This is a genomic window from Streptomyces sp. NPDC015127, assembly GCF_043080095.1.
Classification (GTDB): domain Bacteria; phylum Actinomycetota; class Actinomycetes; order Streptomycetales; family Streptomycetaceae; genus Streptomyces.
Map to the genome: position 1 here is coordinate 88,864 of NZ_JBIBVE010000008.1, position 18,017 is coordinate 106,880.

General features: G+C 72.5%; 9 protein-coding genes. All 9 read right to left on the minus strand.

Annotation, left to right across the window (positions count from 1 at the left end; genetic code table 11):
- Nucleotides 1-95: 95 nt before the first annotated feature.
- Complete coding sequence (locus tag ACF08N_RS17305; protein WP_392325467.1) at nucleotides 96-3,746, minus strand: LamG domain-containing protein; 3,651 nt, start codon at nucleotides 3,744-3,746, stop codon at nucleotides 96-98.
- Nucleotides 3,747-3,769: 23 nt separating this feature from the next.
- Nucleotides 3,770-5,290 (minus strand): FG-GAP repeat domain-containing protein, encoded by a 1,521-nt coding sequence (locus tag ACF08N_RS17310; RefSeq protein WP_392325468.1) that lies wholly within the window; start codon nucleotides 5,288-5,290, stop codon nucleotides 3,770-3,772.
- Nucleotides 5,291-5,717: 427 nt separating this feature from the next.
- Nucleotides 5,718-7,253 (minus strand): FG-GAP repeat domain-containing protein, encoded by a 1,536-nt coding sequence (locus tag ACF08N_RS17315; protein ID WP_392325469.1) that lies wholly within the window; start codon nucleotides 7,251-7,253, stop codon nucleotides 5,718-5,720.
- A 461-nt stretch (nucleotides 7,254-7,714) separates the two neighbouring features.
- Nucleotides 7,715-8,965, minus strand: a complete 1,251-nt coding sequence (locus ACF08N_RS17320; protein WP_392325470.1) for an alginate lyase family protein — start codon at nucleotides 8,963-8,965, stop codon at nucleotides 7,715-7,717.
- A 220-nt stretch (nucleotides 8,966-9,185) separates the two neighbouring features.
- On the minus strand, nucleotides 9,186-11,840 hold the full coding sequence (gene glgP / locus ACF08N_RS17325; RefSeq protein ID WP_392325471.1) for an alpha-glucan family phosphorylase: 2,655 nt from the start codon (nucleotides 11,838-11,840) through the stop codon (nucleotides 9,186-9,188).
- Nucleotides 11,841-12,195: 355 nt separating this feature from the next.
- Entirely contained in the window at nucleotides 12,196-13,479 is a 1,284-nt protein-coding gene (locus ACF08N_RS17330; protein ID WP_392325472.1) for a flavin-dependent oxidoreductase, read from the minus strand.
- 42 nt (nucleotides 13,480-13,521) lie between these two features.
- On the minus strand, nucleotides 13,522-14,646 hold the full coding sequence (locus ACF08N_RS17335) for a monodechloroaminopyrrolnitrin synthase PrnB family protein (RefSeq protein ID WP_392325473.1): 1,125 nt from the start codon (nucleotides 14,644-14,646) through the stop codon (nucleotides 13,522-13,524).
- A gap of 115 nt (nucleotides 14,647-14,761) precedes the next feature.
- Nucleotides 14,762-16,318 (minus strand): MFS transporter, encoded by a 1,557-nt coding sequence (locus ACF08N_RS17340; RefSeq protein ID WP_392325695.1) that lies wholly within the window; start codon nucleotides 16,316-16,318, stop codon nucleotides 14,762-14,764.
- A gap of 98 nt (nucleotides 16,319-16,416) precedes the next feature.
- Nucleotides 16,417-17,877: a 4-hydroxyphenylacetate 3-hydroxylase family protein gene (locus ACF08N_RS17345; RefSeq protein WP_392325474.1), complete on the minus strand. Its 1,461-nt coding sequence runs from the start codon at nucleotides 17,875-17,877 to the stop codon at nucleotides 16,417-16,419.
- Nucleotides 17,878-18,017: the final 140 nt, after the last annotated feature.

Consider the following 18,017-nt stretch of genomic DNA (forward strand, 5'->3'; position numbering starts at 1 on the left):
AAATGGCATCACGTGTCTCCACACGTAGAAAGGGACGGAAACCGAGCGGGCGGGCGGGCCGGCCCCGGGAGGCCGGACCGCCCGCCCGTCGGGGATCACATGTCGGGCAGAGCCATCGGGTTGGACATCTGCTGGATCGCGGTCTTGTCCGCGGCTCCGCTGTAGACGCGGACCTCGTCGATCGCGCCGGCGAAGTACTCGCTGCCGCCGCCGAGTGCCGAACGGCCGACCTGGAGGGCGCCGGTGGCGGCCCACAGGGTGTCGTCGGAACCGTGCGCGATGTCGGCGAGCTGGCCGTTCACGTACAGCCGGATCTGGTTGGCGAACGCGTCGTACACGACGGCCAGGTGCTGGCCGGCCGGGTCGGTGTCCGGGAGCGCCTGGTCGTCGGTGAACGACTTCACCGTCGCCGTGGCCGAGTCGGACTCGGCGACCGCGAGCTCCCACATCGACGGCGTGGACGCGTCCGGACCCGGCCGGTAACGGACGGAGAGGCGGTTCGCCGCGGCGCCCGGCAGCGAGAGCACGGTCTGTGCCTTCACCGCGTCGAGCGTGGTGAGCTGCACCCGTGCCGAGACCGTGAAGCTAGCGGCGCCGGTGACCGGTGCGGTACCGGTCGACGCGTAGTCCCCGTCGCCGTCGAGCACGAGATGACCGGCACCCACCATCGGGAAGGGGCCTTCGAAGTACGGGTCGTCCGACGGCGCGTTGTAGACCGACGCGTTGCCCGCCAGCGTCAGCGCCTGCCCCGTCCCTGTGTCCGGGGACGAGCCCGACGTGGCCGAGTCCAGCTGCCAGTAGTTCTTGCGCTGCGGCTTGACCGTCATCATCTCGGCCACCTGGGCGGCGGGCAGCACACGGTCGAAGACGCGGACCTCGGCGAGGTCGCCGTCGAAGTTGTCGCGGTAGCCGCTCTTCGCCGTGGTGCGGCCGAGCTGCAGCGGGCCGTAGGACCGCCACACCGAGCGGCGCGAGGCGACGCCCTTGGAGTCCTTGTTGATGTACAGCCGCAGTTCGGACTTGGTCGCGTCGTAGACGCCGGTCAGCAGGACCCACTGGTCGGGGACCACGCTGACACCGGTGGCGACGGCCTTCCACTCGCCGAGCGAGTCCACGTCGGTCACCGGGACGGAGAACGCCCAGGTGCCGGCCGTGTGGTCGTAGCCGAGGGTGAAGCCGGGCTCGCCGGTGCCGTCCTGGCTGACGACGGCCATGTCACGGGTCGGCGTGCCCTTCGGGCGGACCCAGGCGCTGACGCTGAAGCTCTTCGAGGAGTCGAGGACCGTCTCGTTGACGTCGGCGTAGGCGGCGGAGGTGCCGTCGAAGCGGGCGGCCGCGTCGACCTTGCCGCCGGGGCCCTCCACACCGAAGGTGACGCCCGTGCCCGCGTCCGCGGAGAAGGCTCCGGTCTCGTCGTGCGCCTCGGTGCTGGTGGGCGCGTCGGCGAGGTTCCACTGGGCGGCGACCGGGGTGCCCTCGGTGACGAGGAACTCGTAGTGCGCCTTGGTGCTCGGGTTCTCCGCCTTGTCGACGGCGACGACGTCGACCCAGTGCCGTCCGGAACGCGTCGGCATCCAGCTCACGGTCGCGGGACCGCCGGCGGATGTGGCGTTGACCGTGGTGGTCGGGGTGGCCACGCTGTCGAAGGCGTACCGGTACTTGACGACGTCGGTGTCCGGCACGGAGTCGTTCGGGTTCGGGGAGAACGTGAACGAGCCGTAGGTGCCGACGCCGTCGTGGTAGACGCTGTCGGACGGGTACTGCTTGGACAGCACGTTCGGCTTGCCGGGCAGCGTCCGGTCGTAGATGAACTCGCAGCGCACGGAGTCGCCGTCGTAGCTCCACGGGCCGTAGCCGTCACCGTCGTAGGCGCGGGCGCTCCAGTAGATGACGGTGTTCTGCGGGATCGTCGACTTCACCGTGTGGGTGAACTTCGTCCCGGAGGTCGGCGCCAGCCAGGTCGGGGTGAGGTACGTGTAGCTCTTGGGCTCCTTGGTGACCGGGTCGGTCCAGTCGACCTTGAACTCGACCTTCACCTTGTCGGTGCTGGTGCTCGTGTGGTCCGGGTCGCTGGCGATGGCCTGGAGCTGCGGCGGGACCTCGGCGTAGGGACGGCCGGTACCGGCGGTGCACACGCCGCCGGGGTTCTGCGACAGCGAGGTGATCTTGCGCGGCAGGTTGTTGTAGCTGATGGAGAGGTACGCGTTGCCGCAGATCCGCTTCCACTCGGGCAGCCGGGTCTCGTCGGCGGCGCGCAGGCCGAGCGTCATCGAGGACCAGCCCTCGGCCGCCGCTGTCCTCACCTCGGTGGTCAGCTCACCCGTGGAGCCGGCCTCGAAGTGCAGGTTGGCCTGGCTGGAGCAACTGGTCGGCGAGATCGCCTTGTCGACCGTGCCGATGTGGTCGAGCCAGTCGTCCGAGGTGTTGGACCAGCTGGAGGAGGAGGTGATGCTGTAGTTCTTGCCACCGATGCGGTAGAGCCGGATCGGCTCGGCGGTCGGCGAGGCGCTGTAGATGTGCTCGACACGTGCGGAGAACGTGGCGCCGAGGATCTGCTTGCCCGAGTAGAACGACATCGGCATCGTGAACAGCAGCCGCCGCACACCCACGCCGTTGCAGGACACCGGGCTGTAGTCCGTCGGGCACTTGCCCACACCGGCGCTGCCGGAGTACTTCCAGTCCTGCTCGCTCGGCATGCCCGACATCACGCCGGTCCACGCGGTGCGCGAAGTGGTGCGCTGGATCGGGTCGATGACGACCGGGAAGACGGTGTCCTTGCCCTTGAGCAGCTTCTGGTCGGGCACCAGGGACAGCTTCCCCTTGCCGACCTCGACGCCCAGCGGCGACGTCTTTCCGCCGCCGCCGGGGCCCGCGAGGGCGGGTTCCGGGGCGACGGACGGGGCGGGAGACGCGTCCGCGGACGCGGCGGCGAGCGCCTTGGAGACGGCCTGGGGGCCCTGCTTCCTGGCGGCGGCCTCCTTGACGGCGGCCGAGTCCCACATGGCGGGCTTGCCGGCCTCGAAGACGGTGCCGCCGACGGCGGCGTCCTCGGCCTTGAGCGCGCCGGTGGCGTCCTCCTTGACCTTGAGACCGTCGGTCTTCAGACCGAGGTCGAGCCGGGCCAGCCTCGAATCGGCCGCGGCCTCGGGGGTCTTGACGATCAGCAGGTGACCGAACCCGTCGGCCTCCGCGCGCACCGCGAGGTCCACACCGGGCAGCGCGTCCTTGTAGGTGGCCGTCTCCCCGTCGAGGACGGGCGCCGGCAGCTTTCCGTACGGCCAGGACAGCGACAGCTCGCGGCCCGCCTGCTGCATCGTGACGAACGGCTTGCCTGCCGTGCCGTCGGAGAACGACAGGGCCACGGCGGTCGCCTTGGGCGCCACGCTGCCGTCGGACTGCCGCACCAGGGTCCTGTCGATGTCGACCCACGAGCCGTTCTGGAAGGTGCGGATCGGGTCGGTGTACTCGCGGGCCGTGAACGTCCCGTTGGGCTCGGCGTAGATCTCACGGCGTGCCGTGCGCATGCCGAGGATCTCGATCTTCTTGTTGCTCTTCTTCGCGACCGCGAGGGCCTCGGCCTCCGTCTGCACGGGGGTCCCCGTGCCGACGGCGGTCTGCTTCGGTGCGGCGTCGGCGCCGTCCGGCTCGTCCGGCAGCGCGTTGAAGCCGCCGGTCAGTACGGCGCCGGCCGCCACCGCGGCGATCGCGCCGCGCAGCACGAGGCCGCGTCGTATACGTCTGGACACGTGTCCGTTCTCCTTGTGGTTCATCAGCGGACCGCCGCACCGAAGGCGGTGTCGCCCGCGGGGATGCCGCCCTCGCCGGGCCTGAATGTCTGCGTGGGAGCGCCGCCGTTCGCGACGTTCCACGGGAAGAGGTGGACCGCGTGGCCCGCCGCCGGCCCGTAGGGCATGCCGACGTACAGCCCGCCCGGGGACGCCGCCAGGCTGAGTCCCGCGAGCTGGGTGGGGGCCGGTTCGCCGGGGATGCCCCAGCCCGGGTCGATCCAGGAGTCGGACGCTCCGGGCGCACCGACCATGGGCACGATGTGGACGCCGCCCTTCTCGCGGTGCTCCTCTGCCGACTCCTCACCGGGGACGCCGATCGCGAGCCGGGTGTTGGTGACCGAAGTGGTGCTGGTGGGCGCGGTGTTCACGGCCGCGAGACGCTGACCGAAGAAGTCGCCCGGCTCGCCCGCCTGCTCGACGTCGGCGGTGTCCTGCTCGATCCACATGGTCTCGGTGAAGCTGCCGCCGGCCGTGATCCGGAAGATCTGTACGGCACCCGCGTCGACCACGCTCTTGAGGTCCTCGCCCGGCACGCCCACGGCGAGCAGCGACTCGGTGGTCGAGGTGGCCCCGGAGGGGCGGTACGGGACCATGGCGAGAGCGGTCCCGAAGCCGTCACCCACCTCCTCGGCGCCGTTGATCGTGTCCTGGTCCTGGCCCAGGCCCACGAGGGGCTTGGGGTGGCCGGAGACCAGCGTGTGGCTGAAGACCGCGACACCGCCCGCGAAGGTGGTGGTGCCCAGCGCCTCGCCCGGTGTGCCGACCGCGAAGTGCGTGGGGGTGGCCGCCAGCGAGGCGCCGAACCGGTCGTCGGTCTCGGCGACTCCGGGTACGGCTCCCGCTGTCTCGGTGTCCTGGTGGTTGCCCAGGGCGGTGGTCGCGTCGGCTGAGACGTAGAAGAACGCCCCCGTGTCCGCGACCGTGCCGATGTCCTCGCCGGGAGCGCCGATCAGGAGGTAGGAGCTGCCCCCGGCGGCCTTGCCCGCGGCCAGGGCGTAGCCGGTCCAGTCACCGGCCTCGTCGCCTCCGCCCAGCGAGTAGGTCGCGCCCTGCTTGTGCTCTCTGACGCCCTTGCCGCCGAGGAGGCCGGTCGGCGAGCCGTAGACGATCTGCACGAGCCCGGAGTCGGGAGTCTCCAGGTCCTCGTACGGGATGCCGACGGCGAGGTCGCTGCAGCCGTCGGCGTCGGCGTCGTAGACCGCGAGGGCGAAGCCGTACTGGTCCTCGTTCTCGGCGCCGCCGGGGACGCCGGCCGTCTCCTGGGACAGTTGCAGAGTGCCCTTGCCGCCGCCGTAGACGACCTGCACGAGGCCCGCCCGCGTCTTGCCGTTGACGGTCGCCTCCGGGTCGGCGATCGCGGTGTCACGGATGCCGTCGCCGTTGAAGTCCGACTCCACGCCCGAGCAGCCGGCCGCGACCGCGGCGTGGACCGGCGGGCTGACGCCCAGGGCCGAGGCGGTCAGGACGAGGGCGCCGGCGGCGAACGCCGTTCGTCGCCGCATGGTGCGTCGTGGCCGACGCGTTGGACTGGTCACTGCGTTGGTACCTCCCCTTTGCTGCCGGCGGCTTCCCGCCGGAGGTTCTCGGCGTCGGCGCCCTGCCGGGCGCCCACGGGTGTCGATGGGGGTGCTGCGGTCCGCGCCGTCGCGGGTTCGGGGCCGCGTGCGCCTTGTGGTCGGCGGTCGTCATGTGCGGACGACCGTGCGGGAGCCGGGAGCGTCGCCGCGTCGCGCACCGGGCAGGTTCCACCGGAGAGCGGGCGCCGGCCTCGTACGGGCGGGCGGTGGGTCCCGTGGAGGGCGGGCGGCTTCCTCGTGGCGCGGCGGGGCCGGGCGCCGCCCTTGCGCGGGCGGGCCGGCAGCGGCCGTGCGTCACGGCAGGGCGCAGCGGCGCCGTGCCCCTGGGCACGGCGCGGACCGGGCGCGCCCGTCAGCTCAGAAACGCGCCGAAGGAGACGTTGTCCGGCGTGATGCCGCCCTCGCCGGGGCGCCAGGTCTGCGTGGGCGCACCGCCGTTGGGGGTGTTCCAGGGGAAGGCGTGTACGGCCCTGTTCGCCACGGGCCCGTACGGGACACCGACGTACAGAGAGCCGGGGCTCGCACCGAGGCCCATGCCGGTGAGCATGCGGGGCGCACGGGCGGCCGGTATACCGTTCCCCGGCGAGATCCAGCTGTCACCGGTACCCGGTTCGCCGAGCAGCGGCAGGATCTGCACCCCGCCCTCCTCCGGGTACTCCTCGGCGGACTCCTCGCCGGGTGCGCCGACGGCCAGGCGCATCGTGGCCGCCGAACCCGTCACGGTCGGCGAGGTGTTGACCGCGGCGAGCCGCTGGCCGAAGAAGTCGCCCGCCTCGGCCGCGCCCTCCACGTCCGGCTGGTTCTGGTCGATCCACTTGAGGTGCTGGACGGTTCCGTCCGCCTTGATGTGGTACGTGTGCACGGCGCCGGCGTCGACGGTGGACGCCAGGTCCTCGCCGGGGACGCCGACCGCGAGGAGCGAGTCGTTGTTCGCGGTGGCACCGGCGGGGCGGTAGGGCGCCATGGCCAGCGAGGTGCCGTACTGGTCGCCGGCCTGCGCGGTGGTGTCGGCGCTGCCGCTGCGGCCCTGCCCCATGCCGAAGAGCGGGTCCGGGATGCCGTCGGTGTTGATCGACGGCCGGAAGGCGATCACGGCGCCGGCGAACTCGACGTTCTGCGTGGTGGTGGCCGTGGACTCCCCGGGCGCACCGACGACGAAGTGGCGGTCGGTGGCGGCGATCGACGCGCCGAAGCGGTCGTTGGGCTCGGGGTCCTCCCACACGCCGGCGCTGTCCTGGGCGATGTGCGCCACGTTGTAGCCGGTGCCGTAGACGTAGTGGAACATCCCCATGTCCTGGCCCCCGGTGCCGTCCTCGCCCGGGGCGCCGATGACGAGGAAGGGGATGTTGGTGGCCGACCTGCCCGCGGCTACGGCGTATCCGACCCAGTCCTCGGCCTCGTACCCGCCGCCGAGTTTCCCGTCGGCCCCCTGCCGGAAGCCGTAGGTGCCGAGTCCGGCCGAGGCGACGCCGGTGGGCGAGCCGTAGATCAGGTGGACGAGGCCGGCGTCCTTGACGGTCCGGCCGGTCAGGTTGATGTCCTCGAACGGGATGCCCACGGCGATGTCGCTGCACCCGTCGAGGTTGGCGTCGTAGACGGCGAACGAGAAGCCGAACTGGTCGCCGGTCTCGGCCCCGTCGGACACGTTCGGCGAGTCCTGCGACAGGGCGAACGTGCCCTTGCCGCCGCCGTAGACGATGTGGATCTGCCCGGCACGCTCCTTGCCGGAGACCGTGGCCTCCGGGTCCGCGACGGCCATGTCGCGGATGCCGTCACCGTTGAAGTCGTTCTGCGCTCCGGCGCAGCCCGTCGCTGCGGCGGCCTGCGGCACCGGTGCCGCGGCCTGCCCGAGCAGGGTGACCGCGGCTCCCAGAGCGAGCGCCGTCACCCCCCGGGCCGTACGTGTGCCGACAGTCGGCATCCTTCCCCCCACCCCCTGCTGTGCCGTGCGGCTTCCTCCGACGGGAGCGGCACGGCATCCATGTGACTGGTCCGCGAGGCGGCCCCGGACCGGTGGTCCGGGCAACCTCCGCCTCTGCCGGCCGGTGCGAGCGTGCCGGACGCCGCCGGCCCTGCACGTCGGTGCCGGCCCGGCCGATGTCAAACGGAGCCTCCCCGCTCCGCCGACTCCCCTGTCCGCATCCTGGTTCCGACCCCGTGCGACCTGCAGAAGCGGAACGGGACTATGACATGAACGGTGCGACCTCACAAGATCACATGTCCGACATCGCGTCATCGGTGACCATCACGTCTCGGTCACATCGCCTGCACGTCGGCGTCATGGAACGGTCACCGGCAGGGCATCCGGCCGGACCGGGGGCCGGTCCGGCCGGGTCGGCAAGTGCCGGCCTAGGAGGGGTTGTTCGCGTGGGTCAGGGTCTCCCATGCCACGAACAGGTTGTTGGTCCCCGCGGGCCGCTGCTGCTCGGTGAGGCGCAGCGTGTTGGTCATCCCGTAGCCCATGCGGTGGGCCAGGGCGTTGTAGCCGACCTCGGTGACGGGGCCGAGCCGGTCCTTGAGGGTGCCGCCGCACAGGCTGCCGGGCACGGGCTCGACGCCGAGCTGGTACTTGGCATGCAGGCCGAGGGCGTGCCGCAGCCGGTCGGCGATCTCGGGGTAGAGGTCCTGGCCCTGGATACGGCTGGTCTCGGCGATGTGGGAGATGGCGGAGAACCCGTAGCCGGCGTGGGTGAGGTCGCGGCAGGTCTCCTGGCTGATGCCGTTCATGGTGAAGGTCGACTGGCCCTGCCAGTAGCGGATGATCTCGTCCCGGGTGTCGAGGCCGCTGCCGGGCGCCGTTCTCGGCAGGGAGCCGTCGCTGGTGAGATAGATGTACGCGGGAACCCGGCCGCGGAATTTCGCGACGGCCCTGTCGTACGCCGCCCGGTCCTCCAGGAAGACCGCGATGCCGATGGCGGCCTCGGTCATGCTCAGTTCCCAGTTCCCGTTGGAGTGCGAGCCGCCTGCGACCTCGGGGAGGTAGACGGTGCGCAGCATGGTGGCGAAGCGGCCGGAGTCGGGCCATCCGCCCGGGTAGGTGTACTTGACGATCTCCGCCGCGCGCGGCCAGGAGGAGCCGGCCCAGCCGGTCTGGAGCGGGGCGTTGCTGTTGGTGTGGTCCTTGATGACGGCCGACCAGGCGTCCATGAGCTCGATGGACTTCTTCGCGTAGCGGCTGTCGCCGGTGATGTACCAGGCGAGGGCGGTGGTGTACGCGGCGATCGCGTCCTCGCGCTCGTCCGTGCACCCGTAGTTGGGGTTGGAGTACGAGCCGCACTCGACGACGGCGCGCGGCTTGGGCACGCGGGAGAGGGAGGCGTACTTGCTCGCCGCCATCTGGTCCCAGGCGGCCTTCCACGGCTGCGCCCCGGCCTGCACCCGGGACTTCACGAAGTCGAGCTGGGGCCGGCTGACAAGAACGCCGGGGTGGGTGAAGACCGCCGGCGCGGCGACGGCGGCGGGCCGGGGGTCCGCCGGAGCCTTGCCGGCGGACGCGGGGGCGACGAGGGCGGCGGCGAGAACGCCGGCGACACCTATGGACAGGGCGAGGAGGAGGGCTCTCGGCCGGCGCAGGGCGTGCCTGCGGGTTCCGGTGCGCATGGGGGGTGCCTTCCGGTCGGGGGATCACCCAACTCGGTTCACATGGATGAACGTTGAGCCGGGTGGTGAACGCCGTGATGCGGGAGGAACCTAGGGGCATCCCATGAACACGTCAAGCCTTCGGGTTCACGGCGTGAGAAAAGCACGCGGCCCGGCCGGGCAGCACAAAGGCACGGCCCCTCCGGATACCGGAAGGACCGTGCCCGTGCGGCGCGACCGCTCAGCGCATCAGCACGCCCGCCTCCTGCCCCGCGGCCTCCGGCGGCAGCGCCACCAGACCCATGTCCGCACCCGCCGGGATCAGCCGGTGCGCGGGCAGCACCCGGACCGTGTAGCCGAACGGTCCCGTGCGGTCCAGCGCCATCGGGCCCTCGTACACCCAGCGCCCCTCCAGATCCGGGCGGCCCGACGGCTTCAGCGGGAAGGTCTGGGCGTCGCGGATCGCGTCGTCGGAGTCGACCCGGCCCGCCACCGCCTGCACCTCCACGTCGTCCGGCCGCAGTTCACCGAGTCGGGCCTGCACCCGCAGGGTCAGCGTGGACCCGAGACCCGCCGTCGCCGCGGCACCCGCACCCGCGTCCTGGTCCACGGCCTCCACGTGGTCGACCGCGACCTGCGCCCAGCCCGCCCGCACCCGCGCCTTCCACTCCGCCAGTTCCTCGGCCGCCGGCGCGTCCAGGGCCCGGTGGGCCTTCGCGGCCGGGGCGTACAGCCGCTGGACGTACTCGCGCACCATGCGGCCCGCGAGCACCTTGGGGCCGAGCGTGGTCAGGGTGCGGCGGACCATCTCGATCCAGCGGTCCGGCAGGCCGCCCGCGCCCTGGTCGTAGAAGCGGGGGGCGACCCGCTCCTCGATCAGCGAGTAGAGCGCCGCCGCCTCCAGTTCGTCCCGGCGGTCCTCGTCGGTGGCCGCGCCGTCGGCGGTGGGGATCGCCCAGCCGAAGTCCGGCTCGTACCACTCGTCCCACCAGCCGTCGAGCACCGACAGGTTGAGGGATCCGTTCAGCGCGGCCTTCATGCCGCTGGTGCCGCACGCCTCCAGCGGGCGGAGCGGGTTGTTGAGCCACACGTCGCAGCCCGGGTAGAGCTTCTTCGCCATCGCCATGCCGTAGTCGGGCAGGAAGACGATGCGGTGGCGCACCTTCGGGTCGTCGGCGAAGCGCACCAGCTCTCGTACGAGACGCTTGCCTCCGTCGTCGGCGGGGTGCGCCTTGCCCGCGACGACGATCTGGATCGGCTGCGTGGGGTGCAGCAGCAGCTCGGTGAGCTTGCGGCGGTCGCGCAGCATCAGGGTGAGCCGCTTGTAGGAGGGCACCCGCCGGGCGAACCCGATGGTGAGCACGTCGGGGTCGAGCACCCCGTCGATCCAGCCGAGTTCGGCCGCGCCCGCGCCGCGCTGGCGCCAGGAGGCCCGCAGCCTCTCCCGCACCTCGTGCACCAGTTGCTCGCGCAGCGAGCGGCGCAGCTCCCAGATGTCGGCGTCGGAGATGTTGGCGACGGCGTCCCACCGCGAGGACCCGCCGACCGACAGCGCGTCCTCCGCGCGGCCGGCGCCGATCTGGCGCGCCCCCAGCCGGAAGACCTCGGGCGCGACCCAGGTCGGCGCGTGGACGCCGTTGGTGATCGAGGTGATGGGCACCTCGGCCGCGTCGAAGCCCGGCCACAGGCCGGAGAACATGTCGCGGCTGACGGCTCCGTGCAGCTTGGACACGCCGTTGGCGCGCTGGGCCAGGCGCAGCCCCATCACCGCCATGTTGAACACGCCCGGCTCGCCGCCGGGGTAGCTCTCGGTGCCCAGCTGGAGCACGCGGTCGACGGGCACTCCGGGCAGCTCGGCATCGTCCGCGAAGTGGCGGGCGACGAGCTCGCGGTCGAAGCGGTCGATGCCCGCGGGCACCGGGGTGTGGGTGGTGAACACCGTGCCCGCGCGCACGGCTTCGAGGGCGGCGTCGAACCCGAGGCCCGGACGCTCGCCCAGCTCACGGATGCGTTCGAGGCCGAGGAACCCGGCGTGGCCCTCGTTCGTGTGGAACACCTCGGGCGCCGCGTGCCCGGTGATCCGGCAGTACGCGCGGACCGCCCGCACACCGCCGATGCCGAGCAGCATCTCCTGGAGCAGGCGGTGCTCGCTGCCGCCGCCGTACAGCCGGTCGGTGACGTCGCGGGCGCCCTGCCCGTTGCCCTCGACGTCGGAGTCGAGCATCAGCAGCGGGACGCGGCCGACCTGGGCGACCCAGATGTGGGCGTGCAGCAGGCGGCCGCCGGGCAGGGCGAGGGACACACGGGCCGGGGCGCCGTCGGCCTCCCGCAGCAGGCCGAGCGGCAGTTCGTTCGGGTCGAGCACGGGATAGTGCTCCTGCTGCCAGCCGTCGCGGGACAGCGACTGACGGAAGTAGCCGTGCCGGTAGAGCAGGCCGACGCCGATCAGCGGCACGCCGAGGTCGCTGGCGGCCTTGAGGTGGTCGCCGGCGAGGATGCCGAGGCCGCCCGAGTACTGCGGCAGGGCGGCGGTGACACCGAACTCCGGCGAGAAGTAGGCAATGGCGGCGGGGAATTCCGGGGTGTCGGGCCCACCGTTCCCGGACTGGTACCACCTGCGGCCGTGCAGGTAGTCGTCCAGGTCGTCGGCGGCCGCGGCGAGCCGGCGCAGGAAGCGCCGGTCCTTCGCCAGTTCCGCCATCCGGGCGGCGGACACGTTCCCGAGGAGCCGCACGGGATCGCCGGCGACGGCCTGCCACCCCTCGGGATCGACGGAGCGGAACAGCTCTTGGGTCTCGGTGTGCCAGGACCAGCGCAGATTGCGCGCCAGGCCGCTGAGCGGTTGCAGTGGTTCGGGGAGGACGGGGCGGACGGTGAATCGACGAATGGCCTTCACAGGTCCCACCTTCGCAGGGGATGTACGCATCCGAGCGGACGCACGACGGTGTGCGCCCTTTTCCGTCGTTCCCGACGGTAGTCGCACCCGCTCCTCCCCGACCACGGCGCATGGCGCCCCCTTTTGGGGCTCGGTTCTCCCCCTGGCTGCGCCGGGGGACCCCCACGGGGCGCTTTGAGCGTGTGTCGACGGTCGATCGTGCTCGACTGCTCTCCCCCAGCTACCGCTGGGAGGTGCCCCCACTCGCAGCCTCCGCGCGTTCTCGCTTTCGACACCCGCGCGCCCCTTCGGCTCACTCGCCATGTGCCTGGCCGTCCCCGACCAGGGCGCGCAAACCCGTGTGAGGAGTACCCCCCTACGACGACCGGTGCAGCGTTCCTCCGTACGGGGAGCCCTGGTTCACGCTCCGCGGGTCGAACGCGCCGGTGGCCGCGTAGCGTGCCGCGATCCCGGCGAGTTCGGCGGCCGGGATCACGTCGTGGATGTCGGTGAATCCGCCGGGCGCACGCCGGTGGGCCAGGTTGATGACCACCTCGGGGCCCTGCTGCCGGTTGGACAGCTGGAGCCGGGTCATGGCCGGCCGCCGGTCCGCCTCGTAGGCGGCGAGCGCGGCCACGGGGTCACGGTGGCGGGCCAGCGCGTGGGCGAGGGCGCGGCCGTCGACGATGGACTGGGTCGCCCCGTTGGAGCCGATCGGGTACATCGCGTGGGCGGCGTCGCCGATCAGCGTCGTACGGCCCCTGGACCAGGACGGCAGCGGATCACGGTCCACCATCGGGTACTCGTACGCGGCGTCGGCGGCGGCGAGCACCTCGGGGACGCTGACCCCGTCGAACTCCCAGCCCTCGAAGCGGCCCGCGAAGGTGTCCACGGGGACGGCCCGGTTCCAGTCGCCGCGGAAGGTGCCCCCGGCCGTCTCGGAGGGCGCGGCGAGCGCCCAGTTGACGAGGACGTCGCCGCCGTCGGCGGGCTCGGAGATCGGGTAGACCACGGCCCGCAGCCGGTCGTCCCCTGCGATGAACATGAAGTCGCCCGCACGGTCGGCCGGCACGCGCGAGACGCCGCGCCAGACGAGCATCCCGTTCCACGGCGGTTCCCCCTCGCCGGGGTTGAGCGCGGCGCGTACGGCGGAGCGGATGCCGTCCGCGCCGATGAGCAGATCGGGTTCCAGCGAGGCGCGGCCGCGCATGGCGCCGTCGCTGTGCTCCAGGGTGACGCGCGGGCGGCCGTCGGGGAGCGGGTCGACGCCGATGACGCGTACGCCGCTGAGCAGGGCACACTCGCCGAGCCTCGCCCGTACGGCCTCGGCGAGCACGCGCTGCAGGTCGCCGCGGTGCACGGACAGCTGGGGCCAGTGGTAACCGGCCCCGAGTCCGCGCGGATCACGCGAGATCAGGCCGCCGCTGCGGTGGTAGTAGCGCAGCTCCCGGGTGCGGACGGCGCATTCCTCGATGGGGTCGAGCACGCCGAGCGCGTCGAGTTCGCGCACCGCGTTGGGCATGATGTTCAGGCCCGCGCCGACGGGGCGGATCTCCTGCGTCGCCTCGACGACGGTGATCCGCTCGAAGCCGGCCGTGTGCAGGGCGAGCGCCGCGGTCAGGCCGGCGATGCCACCGCCGGCGATCATGATGTGGGTCATGGGGACGAATCTCCTCGAACTCCTGTGGCTCTCCTCCGGCGGTCAGCGGGCAGGCGCGGCGGCGGGCGGCTCCACGGAGCGGCGCACCAGCGTCTCGTTGTCGCGGGTCAGGTCGAGCACGGAGCGCAGGAGGGCGACCGGGGCGCCGCCGCTGCCGGCGTCGTAGAGCCGTACCTCCTCGCTGTAGGCCTTGCGGGCGATAGTGAGGTGGCGGGCGCGGAAGGTCTTGAGGATGCGCAGCACGCGGGCGAGGGAGACGGCGGAGGCGGTGAGGGCGGCGGGGACGCGGCCGCCGCCCTCCCAGCTGAAGGCGGCGGACAGCTTGGAGACCGCGGAGACACCGCCGCGGTGGGCCGCGTAGTGGGCGCGCCAGGACGGCAGGCTGTACTGGACGGAGTCCTCGAGGAAGGCGTCGTAGCGCTCGTTGCCCCGGTCGCACTGCCACACCGTCAGATCGACGAGCCACAGCGGGACCTGGGCGGCGGCGGGGCCGAGGTAGTCGCGGCCCGCGACATCGATCTCCTCGAAGTAGGAGCGCAGTTCGCGGGCGAAGAAGACGGGCGAGACGCTGTCGACGGTGAAGTCGATGGCGTCGACCATGGCCTGCACCTGGCGGGCGACGCGGTCGAGGGCGAGGGCGAAGCCGGGATCGTACGGCTCCAGGCGGGCCAGCTCCGCGCAGGTGTCGAGCGAGGCGACGAGGCTGGGGAAGACCATACGGACGGCGTCCTGGAGGTTGCCCTCCATGGGGTCGCCCGTGTACATCCGCCGGCGTTTGCCCGACGGGTTCCAGGTCGTGTAGTGGTGCACGGTGTCACGCGGGACCATGTCGGTGCGTCGGCCCAGTTCCTCGAGGACGGGCAGCACCTCCGGCACGGCCGCGATCGGCTGCGTGCCGTGACGTTTCAGCGAGCCGAGGAGGATGCCGAGGTCGCGCATCGCGGCGAGCGCGTCGACGATCCCGAGCGAGGCCACCCGGTCCTCGTCGGGTACGAGGGTGCGCAGGGCGACGGTGAGCGCGGGCACGTCGGCTGCCGCGTTCATCGCGGGGAGCGCGGCGAGGAGCGCGTCCGCGCCGAGCGGGTCCGCCGCGCGTATCTCCGCTATCCGGTAACGCGGTTCGCCAAGCACATCGAGACCGGGCGCGACAAGGTCGTACAGGGTCAACGGAATGTCCCTTCGGACAGAACGGTTCACTGGTGGGTTGTGGGGCGGGCGGTGCGCGGGCGCCGCAGTGCCGCAGGGCCGCACGGCTCCCGCCGGGGCACCGTCCCGCCCCCGGTCACTCCACGGCGCCGCCGACCCGGTCCTGGCGTGGCGGCGCCATGGCGGGCGCGGGCAGCCGCAGCCGGGAGGAGAGCAGGGCGGCCAGGGCCGCGAACGCGGCTCCGGCCAGAAGGGCGGATCTGAAGCCCGCGGTCTCGGCGGCGGCGTCGCCGGCCGCCGTGCCGCCGGCGGTCGCGACGGCGACCAGGACCGCGAGGCCGAGGACCGAGCCGAACTGCTGGCTCGTGTTGACGAGTCCGGAGGCGAGCCCCGTCTCGTGGGGCGACGCGTCGGCGGTGGCGGCCACGTTGGTGGTGACCATGACGAGCGGCAGGGCGACGCCCAGGACGAGGCTCGGGGCGAGGACGGTGCTCGGGAAGGTGCCGTCGGCGTCGAGCGCGAGCGCGAGCCAGACCATGCCGGCGAGCAGCAGGCCGAAGCCGAGGGTCATGGTGCGCCGCAGCCCGATCCGGCCGATGAGCCGGCCGGTCTGCGGGGCGACCGCCACCACGACCAGGGACAGCGGCAGCAGGCCGAGTCCGCCGGTCAGCGGGGACTGGCCGAGCACGCTCTGCAGATAGAGGCTGACCAGGAAGAACATCGGGAAGAGCGCCATCTGGGCCAGTGCGCCGAGGAGGTTGGCGAGCCGCAGGGCGGGACGGCGCAGCACGGCGGGCGGCACGAGCGGCCGCTCGATGCGCCGCTCCAGCAACGCGAACGCGGCGAGCAGGGCGAGCCCAGCCGCACCGCTCACGAGCGTCCGCGTGCCGGTCCAGCCCGCCTCGCCCGCGCCGACGAGGGCGTACGCGAGAAGCCCGAGCCCGCCGGTCGCCGTGAGGGCGCCGCCGAGGTCGAAGCCGCCTTCGCGGCCGCGGGAGCCGGGGGCCGGGTCCTGTCCGGGCGACCTTTGAGGATCAGCCCGCGGCGTCAGATGCATGGGGTCTCCCCAGGCCCGCAGGGGCCGAGGGGACGCATCGCAAGGCGGAGGATCGTCCTCGTACTGGACGTACTTGGGCGACTCCAACAACTCGGCGAGGTGCCGTAGCTGTCGTCGCGGGCCCGAGAAGGTCGCCCGGACAGGGCCCAGCAGCCGCAGTGCGGCGGCGGCGAGGACGAGCGCGACGACGACGTTGAGCCAGAACGTGGAGCGCCAGCGGAGGAGGTCGGTCAGTACGCCGCCGAGCACCGTGCCGAGCACCCCGCCCAGTCCGCCCATCGCGGCGAACACCCCGAGTGCCTTGTGCCGGCCGGGTCCGTCGGGGAAGAGAGTGAGCAGCAGGGCGAACGCGGCGGCCGCGGCGAGTGCGGCGCCCACGCCCTGCGCGGCGCGGGCGGCGATCAGCAGCCCGGCGCTGCCGGCGGCGCCGCCCGCGGCGGACGCGGCGGCGAGCAGCCCGAGACCGGCCAGGTAGAGCCTGCGGTGCCCGAACAGGTCCGCGGCCCGGCCGCCGAGCAGCAGCAGCCCGCCGAAGGTGATGAGGTAGGCGTTGGCCACCCACGACAGCCCCGCCGAGCCGGACCCGAGGTCGTCGCCGACGGAGGGCAGGGCGACGTTGACGATCGCGGTGTCCATGATCAGCAGCAGCTGGGTGGCGGCGAGCAGCGGGAGCGCGCGGCCGGCCCCGGACGCGGCCCGGTCGGCGTGGGTCGCGTCCGCGGTGCGGTCGGGGGTCACCGTTGCCGGGTCCTCTCGTCGAGCGCGTACCCCGACAGGCACGCCCGCGCCAGCGCCTCGCAGCTGTCCGTGTCGCCCTCCCACGCCTGCTGCATCAGATAGACGTGCGGCGCGCCGTGGTAGAAGCGCTCGTACTGCTCGTGGCGGGAGGCGAACTCCGAACCGAGCGCGTCCCACGCCAGTTTCAGCAGCTTGATCCGGTCCTCGGCCGGGTGGCCCGGCGAGCGGATGTACTTGCGCACCAGCGGGCCCAGTTCGGGGTGGAGCAGGTCGTCGGCGGACGCGGGGAGCTGGATGACTCCGCCGCCCGCCAGCGTCTTGATCTCCTGCACAGCCGCCGGGTACAGCTCGCCCGCCATGATGCGCTGCGCGAACGAGATCTCCTTGCCCGGCATCACACCGCCGCGCCCGCCGTCGACCTCCTCGTACGACGCCTCCGCCGCCAGCACGAACGCCTTCGCCTGCGCCACCCGGCCCATCAGCCGGCCGATCGCCTGGGTGACGGGCGGCAGCTGGTAGGTGTTGTTCGCCTTGGTCAGCAGGATGGCGATCCCGGTCAGGAACTCCAGTTTGGTCCAGAAGCGCGTGGCGGCCTGGTGCACGAAGTTCACGTACGCCGGGGTGCGCCACCACATGCCGAACGTGGCGTCGACGTTCCGGTAGGTCAGGATCCGCTCCCACGGCACGAACACGTCGTCGCACACCAGCAGCGCGTCGTTCTCGTCGAACCGCGACGAGAGCGGGTTGTCGAAGACGCTGCGGGCCTGCGCCTCGTAGGAGGTCCGGGACAGGAACTTGAGGCCCGGTGTGCCGATCGGCACCGAGAAGCACAGGGCGTGGTCGACGTCCTGGGGCGCGAGCGGTTCGATCGTGCCGACGATGACCTCGTTGCCGAAGACGGCCGCGGTGCCGATCATCTTGGCGCCGCGCACCACGACCCCGCCGTCCTTCTCCGCGACGACCCGGACGACCAGGTCGTCCTCCTCCTGCTCGGACGCCGCCTTCGTACGGTCGATCTGCGGGTTGGTGATGGTGAACGTGGGGTAGAGGTCACCCTCGGCCAGCCTGCGGTGGTAGGCGACCGCGTTGTCCGCGCCGTCGAAGCCCTCGGTGGTGAACAGCCCAGGCGCCGCCGCGAATCCGGCCGCCCCGCCCGCCATGTAGTCCGGCGTACGCCCGAGGAAGCCGAAGCTCGACTCGGCCCACACCTTGTACGCCCGGCGCCGAGCGACGAGGTCCTCGTACGAGCGCGGGACCTTGTACGCGCGATGCGCGCCGTCCGCCGTGAGCACGGACGCGTACTCCGGGTCGTGTGCCAGGTCGTAGAGCCGCGCGATCGATGCCGCGGTGTTGCGGAAGGCGGGGTGACGGGTGACATCGGCGACGCGTTCGCCGTCGAGCCACACCTCGCGCCCGTCCCGCAGCGATGCGAGGTATTCCTGGCCGGACCTGGTCAACGTCTCTCCTCGAAGGGCCTTCGGCTGGACGGACCGCCGCCGGCCGCGCACGGGGCCGGCCGGCGGCGGTCGGTTTCAGGTGAGCCTGTCCCCCGCCGTGGACACCGGGCAATGAACGACCGTCCAGCGGTCCTTAAGAA